Source organism: Myxococcales bacterium, assembly GCA_016717005.1.
In the GTDB taxonomy this organism is placed as follows: Bacteria; Myxococcota_A; Polyangia; order Haliangiales; family Haliangiaceae; genus UBA2376.
Window position 1 is genome coordinate 215,799 of sequence record JADJUF010000014.1, and the last position, 12,112, is coordinate 227,910.

Sequence of the window (12,112 nt, forward strand, 5' to 3'; positions counted from 1 at the left end):
CGCGGCCCGATGACCGACCCCACCCACGACATCACCGAGATCGGGGCCCGCCTGGGCCTCCCCGCCAGCGCGCTGCGTCCCTACGGGCGCGACAAGGCCAAGATCGAGGTCGACGCGCTCGGACCGCTGACGCCGAAGGGGGCGCTGATCCTGGTGTCGGGCATCACGCCGACCGCGGCTGGCGAGGGCAAGACCACGACCGCGATCGGCCTGGCCGACGGGCTGACCAAGCTGGGTCAGCGGGCGTGCGTCGTGCTGCGCGAGCCGTCGCTGGGCCCGGTGTTCGGGCTCAAGGGCGGCGGCACCGGCTTCGGCTGGTCGCGCATGATCCCGACGGCCGACATCAACCTGCACTTCAACGGCGACTTCCACGCGATCAGCAGCGCCCACAACCTGCTGTCGGCGCTGATCGACAACCACCTGCACCACGGCCTCACCCCCACGCTCGATCCCGAGAAGATCACGTGGAAGCGCACGATGGACATGAACGATCGTGCGCTGCGCCAGCTCGAGGTCGGCCGCGGCAAGGTCAATGGCCCGGCCCACGCCGGCGGCTTCGACATCACCGCCGCGTCCGAGATCATGGCGATCCTGGCGCTGGCCGACGGCCCCGACGATCTGCGCGCCCGGCTCGGGCGGATCGTGATCGGCCGCGGCACCGACGGCGCGGCGGTCACCGCCCGCGAGATCGGCGCGGTCGGCGCGATGATGGCGCTCCTGCGCGACGCGATGCTGCCCAACCTGGTGGCCACCGTGTGCGGCACGCCGACGGTGGTGCACTGCGGCCCGTTCGCCAACATCGCCCACGGCACCGCCAGCGTGATCGCGATGCGGACCGGCCTGCACCTCGCCGACATCGCCGTGGTCGAGGCCGGCTTCGGGTTCGACCTCGGCGGCGAGAAGTTCTTCGATCTGGTCGCGCGCGGCGGCGACCTGTCGCCGGCGGCGGTCGTGATCATCGCGTCGCTGCGGGCGCTGCGCCTGCACGGCGGCGTCGCGCCGGGCAAGGTCGGCGAGCCCGATCTCGCGGCGGTCCAGGCCGGCCTGCCCAACCTGCTCCGCCACCTCGAGAACGCCCGCCACTTCGGCCGCCCGGTGGTGATCGCGCTCAACGCTTCACCGGCGACAGCGACGAGGAGACCGCCGCGGTGCGCGCCGCGGTCGAGGCCGCCGACGTCGGCTTCGCGGTGATCGACGCGCCCAACCGCGGCGCCGAGGGCGGCGTCGCGCTGGCCCAGGTGGTGCTCGACACGCTGGCCCGCCACGGCAAGGCGCCGGCCCGCACGCTGTACGCGCCCGAGGACTCGCTCCGCACCAAGATCGAGCGGATCGCGACCAAGATCTACCGGGCCAAGGAGGTGGTGCTGGCCGACGAGGCCGTCGCGCAGCTGGCCGAGCTCGAGGCCGCCGGCCACGGCCACCTGCCGGTGTGCATGGCCAAGACCCCGGCGTCGTTCACCGACGATCCCAGCCGCCCGGGCGCGCCCGACGATCACGTCCTGACCGTGCGCCGGTTCGAGCTCGCCGCCGGCGCCGGCTTCATCGTCGCGCTGTGCGGCGCGATCGTGCGCATGCCCGGGCTGCCCAAGGCGCCGCGGGCGCTGGCGATCGATCTGGTCGACGGCCAGATCGTCGGCGTCGGCTGAGCTCCCAGCGGGTTCGTCGCCGAACCCAGGCAGGTGGAGGGGCCCTCCGAAATCCGTGGTCTCGACTATCCCGGGTCGGCACCTCGGGGGCACGCCCCGCCAGGGCCCCGATCCAGGAGAACCTCCCGGCCCGGGGACGGCCCAAGCAGGCCCGAGCGCGGTCACAAGCTCGGGCGCCGGCCCGGTCCGCCACAGTTCGAGATTCTCGACAGGTTCCGTCGTCGGCGCGGCCTCGAGCGAACCGCGGGCGGCGGCCGGGGGCTTGCGCCGCGCGGCGCGGGCACTACGGTGATCCGCATCATGAGGTCGTCCTTCGTCAACCAGCTGAAGACCATCGGTCTGCTGGGCGCCCTGACGGCGCTGCTCGTGGTGATCGGCGGCGCGCTGGCGCCCGGCATGCTCTGGCTGTTCGGCGCCATCGCCGTCGCGCTCAACCTCGGCTCGTACTACTTCAGCGACCGCATCGTCCTGGCCATGAACCGGGCCCACCCGGTCGCGCCCGGCACCGACCCGGCCCTCGAGCGCATGGTCGCCGAGCTGGCCGCGCGCGCCGAGCTCCCGACGCCACGGCTGTACGTGATCGACGACCCCGCGCCCAACGCGTTCGCGACCGGCCGCGACCCGGCCCACGGCGTGGTCGCGGTCACGACCGGCATCCGCCGGCTGCTGACCGAGCGCGAGCTGCGGGGCGTCATCGCCCACGAGCTGGCCCACATCCACAACCGCGACATCCTGATCGCCTCGATCGCCGCGATGCTGGCGACGATCGTGTCGTTCGTCGCGACCGCCGTGCAGTGGGGCGTGATGCTGGGCGGCGGCCGCGATGACCGCGACGGCCGCGGCGGCGTGATCGGCGCGCTGGCGCTGGCGATCGTCGCGCCGATCGCCGCGACGATCATCCAGCTGGCGATCTCGCGCTCGCGCGAGTACGGCGCCGACGCCTACGGCGCGCGCATCTCCGGCGATCCGCTGGCGCTGGCGAGCGCGCTGGCCAAGCTCGAGCGCGGCAACGCCCGGATCCCCCTGCACACCGTCGGCGACTCACCGGCCACCGCCAGCCTGTACATCTGCGCGCCGCTGTCCGGCGGCGGCGTCGCGAGCTGGTTCTCGACCCACCCGCCGATCCCTGAGCGCATCCGCCGGCTGCAGGCGCTGGCCGACGACGTGGCGCCGCGGCGACGGCGCGCGGCCTGAGCCACGAGCTGGGCCGAGCCGTGACCGCCGCGGTCAGGGCGCGGCGGGCGTGAGCTCGGCGCCGCACACCGCCATCGTGTAGCTGGCGGGCAGCGTGGCCGAGCGGGTCGCGCCGCCGATCCAGATCCAGTACAGCGTCGCCGGCTTGACCGCGGTCACGACCAGCTCGCCGACCACCGCCGCCGCCGGTGAGCCCAGCGGATCGTCGGGGTGATCGGCCTCGAACACGTACACGTCCAGATCCGCGGCCGCCGCCCACGCCGCCCGGATCTCGAGGAAGTTCGTGGTCTGCCCGGTGTAGACCGCGAAGGTGTCGCGGTCGTGGTAGTCGTCGCCGGCCGGCGGCACGTCGGCGGACAGGCCGGCGAGCACGGCGCGACCGCCCGACGACACGGCCCGCGCGGTGACCTCGGGCGCGTCGGACGCCAGCGGCGTCGCCGCGGTGGTGAGCGGCTGGGTGTGGACGGCCACGACGTCGTTGGCGCGGTGGCCGGCCGTGGCCTCGTCGCGCTCGACGTAGTCGGGCACGGTCACGCCCAGGGGACAGCGCGCGGCCGGCTCGTCGGGACCGATCGACATGCGGTACGGGATCGGCGCCGAGGTGGCGCCGGTCGCGACCAGCGTGAGCACGTGGGCGCCGGCCGGCAGCGCCGCGACCGCCACGCCGATGCCGCCGATCACGCGGGCCCGCGTCACCAGCCCGCCGGGCGACTCGATGTCGAGCTGCAGCCGCGCCAGGCCCGCGGCCCCCGGCGCGCTGATCCGGACCACGACCGGCCCGGGGTTGGGCATCGTCAGCTCGAACCGATCGCGATCGAGCTCGGCCGGGCCCGGGTGATCGGTGGCGACGGTGCCGCAGATCGCGGTCGTGGGCCCGCCGACGACCAGGCCGGTCGGCTCGGGCGTCGTCGCGTTGGCGAGGTCGGCGAGCTCGCGGTAGCAGTCGCCGACCGCCGCGTCGCCGCCGCTGGCGTCGCCGACCGCCGCGTCGACCACGCTGCTGGCGTCATCGCCGCCGCACGACGCCAGCGCGACCATCAACGGCAGGACCAGCACATGACGCATCGCTCGATCTGGCACGCTAGCGCCTCGGGTCGTGGGTGTCCAGCGACCACCCGGGCACGCGCGACCGAGCGCACACCGCTATACTCCCCGGCCATGCGCCCATGGACCTCAGCCGCGACGGCCGTCACGGTGGCCTCGCTGGTGACCGCGGCTCACGCCGACCCGCTCGAGGTCGGCGGCTTCTTCGGACCGCGGCGCTTCGCCGACGACGTCGTGCTCGGTGCCGACGGCCAGGGCCAGACCTCGCTGGGCACCTCGGTCGTGCTGGGCCCGCGGATCGCGCGCCCGCTCTTGCCCTGGCTGGTGCCCGAGCTCGAGCTCGCGATCTCGCCGGCCACCACCCGCGCCTTCGACGTCAGCGTGTTCTGGCTCGAGCCGCGGGCGCTGGTGCGGATCGAGCTGCGCCCCGGCGCGCGCCTGCGCCCGTTCTTCGGCGTGGGCGTCGGCATGGCGACGGCGCTGTCGAGCAAGCGCGTGATCTACGACAGCGGCCTCACCGTCGACGGGTTCGGCGTGGCCGGGCTGGGCTGGAACCCCGGCCGCGGCCTGCGGGTGCGGCTCGACGTCCGCGTCGGCGTGCTGCCGGCGCGCGCCGACGCCGCCCGCCCGGTCACCGTCGAGGGCGAGGTGCTGCTCGGCGTCCACGTGCCCCTCGGAAGGTCCCACGCCGCGCCGACCGCGCGCGGCCCCGAGCGCGCGCCGACCGAGCTCGACCGCGACGGCGACGGCCTGGCCGACGCCGAGGACGCCTGCCCCGACCGCGCCGAGGACCACGACGGGTTCGAGGACAAGGACGGCTGCCCCGACATCGACAACGATCTCGACCACGTCCTCGACATCAGCGACAAGTGCACCGAGGTGGCCGAGGTCTACAACGGCTTCGAGGACGACGACGGCTGCCCCGACCTGGTCCCGCCCGCGGTCGATCAGGTGGTCGGCACCGTCGAGGGGCTGCTCTACCGCGAGGGCGAGGCCGAGGTCCGCGCGATCGCCAAGGACGGGCTCGATCGCCTGGCCCAGGTGCTCGAGCAGAACCCGTCGGTGCGGGTGATCCTGGTCGGGCACACCGACGACCGCGAGGCCCTGCCCGAGCCGGCGCCGCCGCCCGCCGACGGCGCCGCGCCCGCCGGCGATCCCGCCGACGGCGAGGCCCTCGCGCTCGAGCTCGGGCGGGCGCGCGCGACCGCCGTGCGCGCGGCGCTGATCGAGCGCGGCGTCGCCCGCGGCCGGATCGTCGTCGACAGCGCCGGCGCCGCCGCGCCGGTGTCCGACAACGGCACGCCGCGCGGCCGCCTGCGCAACCGCCGGGTCGAGCTGCGCCTGTACATCCCCGACCGCGGCACCTGAGCTCCAGAGGGTTCGTCGCCGAACCCAGGCAGGTGCAGGGGTGCTCCGAAGGCCGTGGGCTCATCCGGACCAGGTCGGCATCTCGAGGGGCAAGCCCCGATGAGGGCCCCCACCCAGGACGCGAGACTCCCGGCGCATCGACCGGTGCTCGACCGAAAAAGTTACAAGCGAGCCCCTCCGAGACGCGAAACGCCCGGCGCATGGTCCGGTGCTCGACCGAAAGACTGACAAGCTCTGCGCTTCAGCGGACCTGTCGCCAGGCCCAGGTGCAGGGGTGCGCCGAAGTCCGCGGCCGGGTCGGCACCTCGAGGGGCAAGGCCCGACAGGGCCCCACCCAAGACCACCAAGACGCGAGCCTCCCGGCGCGTGGACCGGTGCGCGGCCGCGGTCAGCTGGCCGTGACGTAGCCGGTCTCGACCAGCAGGTACAGCAGGCGCAGGAAGTTGGTGCGGGCGTCGGCCGAGCGCACCCGCGCCAGCACCTCGCCCAGCGTGGTCGCGGTCGCGAGGCCCTGGACCCGAGCGACCGCCTCGCCGAGGCCGAAGTCGGGCAGCGCGACGCCGACCTGCCCGCGCTCGAGGCGATCGCGCTCGTGGGCCGCGGCCCACTCGTCGACGAACGCGACGTCGAGCGCGGTGGCGCCGGCGCCGAGGATCCGGTACGCGTCGAGGTGGAGCGGCTTGACGGTGAACGGGTTGTTGCGCCCGGCGTACCAGCGGTAGCGGCCCTTGGGCCACGTGCACACGTCGATCAGCTTGGCGCTCACCTGCTTCGACAGGAGCCGGTACGCGTCGATCGCGCGCACGAGCCCGAGCCCGACCAGCGTGTCGGCCAGCCGGCCGCCGAAGTGCGGCATCACCGACACCGCGCGCGCCAGCGCCTGCGGCGACAGCGCCCCCTGCGCCACCAGGAACTCGCCGAACCGCTCGGTGCTGACGTTCGACGACACGAACTGCGGGTGGCCGGCGTCGAAGTACGCCTCCTTGAGGATGCCGGCCCGGCCCTCGAGCACGAGCAGGCCGCCGGCCTGCTCGACCGCGAGCCGGTGCAGCAGGCGGATCGGCGAGATCTGCCGCAGGTCGCCCGCGTCGGTGGGCGCCGGTCGGGGCCCGCGATCGAGCGGCCCGAGATCGGTCTCGACGACGATGTCGTGGGACGGCTCGTCCTCGACCACCTCGTCGGGCGCGCCGCTCGACACGCCGGCGATGAACTCGGCCCGGGCCACCTTCTTCTCGCGCAGCGCCCGGGCCTGGCTCATCTGGGTCATCGGCCCCGACAGCGTCGCGATCTCGACCTGGGGCGACTGCACGACCGCGCTGTCGTCCATCGACGGCGCCGCCTGGATCCGCGCCACGAACCCGGCCAGATCGCGGGCGTCGGGCCGGCCGTTGCGGTGCAGCCAGCCGGTGATCGCGTCGCGCATCTCGCCCGCGGTCCGCCAGCGATCCTCGGGCCGTCGCTGCAGCGCCTTCTCGGCGATCACCCGCAGCTCGGTCGGGACGTCGCCCGCGTACTTCTCGAGCCGCTCGAGGTTGGCGTCGCGCACCATCAGCAGCACGTCGAGATCGCTCGGCGCCGAGAACAGCCGCCGCGCCATCGCGGTCTCGGCCAGCACGATCCCGAGCGCGAACACGTCGCTGCGGCCGTCGAGCTCGGCGCCCGACACCTGCTCGGGCGACATGTAGCCGTACTTGCCCTTGAGCATGCCGGCCTCGGTCTTGTGGTTGCGCTCGAACGCGCGGGCGATGCCGAAGTCGGTGAGCTTGACGTCGCCGCGGCGCGACACCAGCACGTTGCCCGGCGACACGTCGCGGTGGACCAGGCCCAGCGGCCGGCCGTCGGCGCCGAGCGCGTGGTGGGCGTAGTCGAGCGCGTCGAGGGTCTCGCGCGCGATCAGCGCGGCCAGCTGGGCCGGCAGGCGGATCTGGGTGCGCGCGCACTCGCGCAGCAGCGCCAGCACGTCGATGCCGTCGACGTACTGCATCGCGATGTACGGCGTGTCGGCGTCGGTGCCGAGCTCGAACACGTGGACGATGTTCGGGTGATCGAGCTGGGCGGTGAGCCGGGCCTCGTCGAGGAACATCTGGACGAAGGCGGGATCGGCCGCGAGGTGCGGCAGGATCTTCTTGAGCACGACCAGCTTCTCGAAGCCGTGCTCGCCCAAGGCCTTGGCCTTCAAGAGCTCGGCCATGCCGCCGACCGCCAGGCGCTCGAGCACCTGGTACTTGCCGACGGTGGCGGGTACCGGCCGCATGAAGGGTCAGCTTATACCGCGTCGGCGCCACGCGGGATCGCCGACGGGCATCGCCGAATGACTGGTCGGGCCGCTACCCCGGCGTTACCGGAACGTGTCCTTCCAGCGGCGCAGGATCCCGAACACCGCGGCCGGGTCGGCCGGATCGATGCTGGCGTCGCGCGCGCACGCGGCCGCGACCACCGTCGGCTCGGTCACGCGCACGAACGGGTTGGTCGCGCGCTCGTCGGCGATCGTCGACGGCGTCGTCGCGACCCCGGCCACGATCGCCGCGGCCCGCGCGGCGATGGCGGGGTTGTCGGGCTCGACCGCCGCCGCGAACCGCAGGTTGGCCGCGGTGTACTCGTGGCCGAAGTACACGCGCGTGGTCGGCGGCAGCGCCGCCAGGCGCGCCAGCGACGCCTGCATCTGCGGCGGCGTGCCCTCGAACATGCGGCCGCAGCCGGCGCCGAACAGGGTGTCGCCGGTGAACACCGCGTCGCCGACGACGAAGCTGATCGCCCCGCTGGTGTGGCCGGGGTTCTCGATCACGCGCGCGCGCAGCTCGCCGAGCTCGAGCTCGTCGCCGGCGACCACGCCGCGGGTCAGGCCGCCGATGCGCGGGCGATCGCTGGCGTGGCCGATCACCGCGAGGTCGGGCTGGGCCGCGACCAGCGCCGCGACGCCGCCGACGTGGTCGGGGTGGTGGTGGGTCGCCCAGATCGCGACCAGGGTCACGCCCTCGGCCGCGACCGCGGCGGCGATCGGCGGCGCCTCCCCGGGATCGACCACGGCGGCGGCCTTGGTGGCCTCGCAGATCACCAGGTAGGCGAAGTTGTCGGACAGGCAGGGCACGGGGACGATACGCACCCTCGAACCGTAGCGTGTATGGTCGCGGCGATGTCGACGATGCGAGCCCAAGTGTTGCGCCAGCACGGCGGCCCCGAGGTGCTCGAGGCGGCGGAGCTGCCGATGCCCGAGCCCGGCCCCGGTCAGGTGCGCGTCGCGATCGCCGCGGTCGCGCTCAACCACCTCGATCTGTGGGTCCGGCGCGGCGGCCCGGCCTTCCACCTCGAGTACCCGCACCGGCTCGGCTCCGACATCGTCGGCACCGTCGACGCGGTCGGGCCCGGCGTCACCGACGTCGCGCTCGGCACCCGCGCGGTCGTGCAGCCGGGGCTGTCGTGCGGCCTGTGCCTGGCCTGCCTCGACGGCCACGACAACCTGTGCCGGCACTACCGGATCCTCGGCGAGAACGCCCAGGGCGGCTACGCCGAGGCCATCGTCATCCCGCGCGTGAACCTGGCGCCCTACCCCGGCGAGCTGCCGTGGATCGAGGCGGCCGCGGCGATCCTGCCGTTCCTGACCGCGTGGCAGATGGTGGTCCGCAAGGGCCAGGTCACGCCCGGCGCGACCGTGCTGGTCCAGGGCGGCGGCTCCGGCGTCGGGGTCGCGGCGATCCAGATCGCCAAGCTCCACGGCGCCCACGTGATCACCACCGTCGGCAGCGACGACAAGGTCGCGGCCGCGCGCGGGCTCGGCGCCGACGTCGTCGTCAACTACCGGACCGCCGACTTCGCCGAGGTGGCCCGGGCCCACACCGGCAAGCGCGGCGTCGATCTGATCATCGAGCACGTCGGCGGCGAGGTGTTCGAGCGCTCGATCCGCGCGGTCCGCAGCGGCGGCCGCATCGTCACCTGCGGCGCCACCGCCGGGTTCGCGCCCAAGATCGATCTCCGGCACGTGTTCTTCCGCCAGATCGAGATCCTGGGCTCGACGATGGGCAGCAAGGCCGACCTCTTGACCGTGCTCGGCCACGTCGCCGCCGGCCGCCTGCACCCGATCGTCCACGCCGCGATGCCGCTCGCGGCCGCCGCCGACGGCCACCGCCTGCTCGAGGCCCGGGCCGCGTTCGGCAAGGTGGTGCTGACGGTGGCGCCGTGACCGCGTGCGTGGTGGTGCGCGGCCTCGGCAAGGACTACGGCGCGCGGACCGCGGTCGCCGCGCTCGACCTCGAGGTCCCGAGCGGGAGCATCTTCGGGCTGCTCGGGCCCAACGGCGCCGGCAAGACCACGACGATCTCGATGATCGCCGGCGTGGTCACGCCCGATCGCGGCACCGCGATGGTCGCCGGCCACCGGGTCGGCGCCAAGGGCGACGCCGCCAAGCGCGCGCTCGGGCTGTGCCCGCAGGAGCTGGCGCTGTACGAGGATCTGACCGCGCTGCAGAACCTGACCTTCTTCGCGCGCCTCTACGGCCTCCACGGCCGGGCCCTGGCCGACGCGCTGGCGTGGGCGCTCGACGTCGCCGGCCTGGCCGAGCGCGCGCGCGAGCCGGTGCGCACGTTCTCGGGCGGGATGAAGCGGCGCCTCAACCTCGCCGCGGCGATCCTGCACAAGCCGACGCTGGTGATCCTCGACGAGCCCACCGTCGGCGTCGATCCCCAGAGCCGCCGCCACGTGTTCGACGCCATCCGCGCGCTGCGCGACGACGGCATGACCGTGCTCTACACCAGCCACTACCTCGAGGAGGTGGCCGAGCTGTGCGATCAGGTCGCGATCATGGACCACGGCGAGATCGTGGCGCAGGGCACGCTGGCCGAGCTGGTCGCGCGCCACGGCGGCGTGCCGCCGCTGGAGCTCGAGCTGGCCGGCGACCCGGCCGCGGTGCTGGCGGCCCGGGCGCTCGCGGCCCGCCACGGCCCGCTCACCGGCGCCGGCGCGGTGCTGCGGCTGCCGCGGCCGCCGGCCCTGGCGCCGCTGTTCGCCGACCTCGAGACCGCGGGCGCGACGGTCGTGCGGGTGACGGCCCAGGCGACCAGCCTCGAGACCGTGTTCCTGACCCTGACCGGCCACTCGCTGAGGGACGAATGATCGGCGCCGCCATCACGAAGGACCTGCAGCTGCTGGTGCGCGATCGCGGCGCGCTGGTGACGATGTTCCTGTTGCCGGTCGTCTTCATCGCGGTGTTCGGCTCGATCTTCGGGGGCGGCGGCGGCGACGCGCGCCGGCGGCTCGCGGTCGTCGCCGATCCGGCGTCGCCGCGCGCGGTCGCGGTCGCGCGGTGGTCGCGGCCACCGGCATGTTCGAGATCACCCCCGCGGTCGACGCCGCGGCCGCGCGCCGCGCGGTCGCCGACGAGCGCGCCGACGCCGCGCTGATCCTGCCGGCCGACTTCGATCCCGCGGGCGGGCACCCGGCCGAGCTGGCGATCGATCAGGCCGGGCCGCCGCAGGTGCGGCTGCCGGTGGTCGGCGCGGTCACCGCGATCGTCACCCGCGCGGTGTTCCCGCCGGCGGCCGGCACCGACGTGACGGTGCTGGTGCCGACGACGCCGCCCGGCATCCGCCGCGAGCTGGCCGGGATCACCGGCTTCCAGGTCACGGTGCCCGGCAACGCCGTGCTGTTCGGGTTCTTCCTGGCGCTCACCGTCGGGATGGCGTTCCTCGAGGAGCGCAAGTGGGGCACCTGGCGCCGGATCCTGGCCGCGCCGGTGTCGCGCGCGTCGATCCTCGTCGGCAAGCTGGTGCCGTACTTCGTCGTCGGGCTGGTGCAGTTCGCGTTCCTGTTCGCGATCGGCGTCGTCGCGTTCGGCATGCGCATCGGCGGCAGCGTCGCCGCGCTGGCGCTCCTGACCGTCGCGGTCGTGGCGTGCGCGACCAGCCTGGGCCTGGCGATCGCGGCCATCGGCGGCAGCGAGAAGCGCATGGGCTCGATCGGCTCGGTGTGCCTGCTGGTCATGGGCCTGCTCGGCGGCGCGATGGTGCCGCGCGCGGTCATGCCGCCGGTCATGCGATCGATCGGCCTCGCGGTGCCGCACAGCTGGGCGCTCGACGGCTACACCACGCTGCTGGTCCGCGACGGCGCCGGGGTCGGCGACGTGCTGCCGCAGATCGGCGCGCTGCTCGCGTTCACGCTGGTGTTCGCCGGCTTCGGCGTGGCCCGGTTCCGGTTCGAGCGCTGACCGCGGCTAGAGCCCGTCGCACTCGGTGCTGAACTGTTCCTTGGGCGGCGTCGCCGTGGCGCTCTCGACCAGGATCGACCCGATCGTCGGCAGGCCGCCGCCGACCGGCACCGCGCACAGCGCGTAGTCGCCCTCGAGGCGCATCCGCATCGTCGCGTTGACCTGCGAGTCGCCGGCGTCGGTCGCGGGCTCGGTCGCGGTGGGGCGGATCTCGATCGACAGCTGGAAGTCGACCTCGGTGGCGTCGTCGGGGAACTCGAGGCCGGAGATCGCGTTCTCGGACACGACCGCGCCGTCGGCGGCGGCGAGCTGCGCCAGCGCCAGCGCCAGCGTGCGGGTGTCGGGGTCGAGCGTCGCGGTGCCGCGCAGCCGGATGGTGTCCGTGGTGACGCCGTCGGCGCGCACGCGCTTGAGCCCGATCAGGTACTCGCCGTCGACGTGCGGCAGGTGGCCAGCGACGTCGTCGATGCCCACGAAGGTCTGGCAGCCGCCAGCGGCGAGGACGAACAGGACCAGCGGAGCGCGCGCCATGACGAGGCCACTGTAGCACCGCCGTCGGCCGCCGGGCAGCTCGGGCCCGACCCGCGCAACCCCGCGACACCGCTATAGCGTCTGAATTTCTCACAAGACGGAACCGTTATAACGTTGACACGTCCGCTATCAC

Annotated in this window: 10 protein-coding genes and 1 pseudogene; 7 read left to right on the forward strand and 4 right to left on the reverse strand. The window is 74.3% G+C overall.

The annotated features are described in order from the left end of the window. The first annotated feature begins 9 nt into the window (after positions 1-9). Together IPL61_14950 and IPL61_14955 are read left to right on the forward strand one after the other, a co-directional pair. Positions 10-1,646: pseudogene (locus IPL61_14950) on the forward strand (formate--tetrahydrofolate ligase). Positions 1,647-1,946: 300 nt separating this feature from the next. Then, positions 1,947-2,840 (forward strand): M48 family metalloprotease, encoded by an 894-nt coding sequence (locus tag IPL61_14955; GenBank protein MBK9032586.1) that lies wholly within the window; start codon positions 1,947-1,949, stop codon positions 2,838-2,840. Positions 2,841-2,873: 33 nt separating this feature from the next. On the opposite strand, the gene IPL61_14960 is transcribed toward IPL61_14955, so the two are convergent. Next, the gene (locus tag IPL61_14960; GenBank protein ID MBK9032587.1) at positions 2,874-3,905 is read right to left on the reverse strand and encodes a hypothetical protein; all 1,032 of its coding nucleotides are present in this window, start codon (positions 3,903-3,905) and stop codon (positions 2,874-2,876) included. A gap of 93 nt (positions 3,906-3,998) precedes the next feature. Between IPL61_14960 and IPL61_14965 the strand changes: the two genes are divergently transcribed. Further along, positions 3,999-5,252 carry an OmpA family protein gene (locus tag IPL61_14965; GenBank protein ID MBK9032588.1) on the forward strand — a complete coding sequence of 418 codons (1,254 nt, stop codon included), beginning with the start codon at positions 3,999-4,001 and terminating at the stop codon, positions 5,250-5,252. A gap of 388 nt (positions 5,253-5,640) precedes the next feature. Here IPL61_14965 and IPL61_14970 read toward each other — a convergent pair whose 3' ends face one another. Continuing rightward, the gene (locus IPL61_14970; protein MBK9032589.1) at positions 5,641-7,506 is read right to left on the reverse strand and encodes a serine/threonine protein kinase; all 1,866 of its coding nucleotides are present in this window, start codon (positions 7,504-7,506) and stop codon (positions 5,641-5,643) included. A gap of 84 nt (positions 7,507-7,590) precedes the next feature. Then, positions 7,591-8,355 (reverse strand): hydroxyacylglutathione hydrolase, encoded by a 765-nt coding sequence (gene gloB / locus IPL61_14975; GenBank protein MBK9032590.1) that lies wholly within the window; start codon positions 8,353-8,355, stop codon positions 7,591-7,593. Positions 8,356-8,394: 39 nt separating this feature from the next. On the opposite strand from gloB, the gene IPL61_14980 reads away from it, so the two are divergent. The 4 genes from IPL61_14980 to IPL61_14995 are packed head-to-tail and all read left to right on the forward strand — an operon-like array spanning position 8,395 to position 11,448. Further along, entirely contained in the window at positions 8,395-9,429 is a 1,035-nt protein-coding gene (locus IPL61_14980) for a zinc-binding dehydrogenase (GenBank protein ID MBK9032591.1), read from the forward strand. Between the two features lie 8 nt (positions 9,430-9,437). Beyond that, entirely contained in the window at positions 9,438-10,358 is a 921-nt protein-coding gene (locus tag IPL61_14985) for an ABC transporter ATP-binding protein (protein ID MBK9032592.1), read from the forward strand. Beyond that, positions 10,355-10,645 (forward strand): hypothetical protein, encoded by a 291-nt coding sequence (locus IPL61_14990; GenBank protein MBK9032593.1) that lies wholly within the window; start codon positions 10,355-10,357, stop codon positions 10,643-10,645. The genes IPL61_14985 and IPL61_14990 overlap by 4 nt, the downstream gene beginning before the upstream one ends. Next, on the forward strand, positions 10,567-11,448 hold the full coding sequence (locus tag IPL61_14995) for an ABC transporter permease (GenBank protein ID MBK9032594.1): 882 nt from the start codon (positions 10,567-10,569) through the stop codon (positions 11,446-11,448). The genes IPL61_14990 and IPL61_14995 overlap by 79 nt, the downstream gene beginning before the upstream one ends. Before the next feature lie 6 nt (positions 11,449-11,454). On the opposite strand, the gene IPL61_15000 is transcribed toward IPL61_14995, so the two are convergent. Further along, positions 11,455-11,979: a hypothetical protein gene (locus tag IPL61_15000; protein ID MBK9032595.1), complete on the reverse strand. Its 525-nt coding sequence runs from the start codon at positions 11,977-11,979 to the stop codon at positions 11,455-11,457. Between the last annotated feature and the right edge of the window lie 133 nt (positions 11,980-12,112).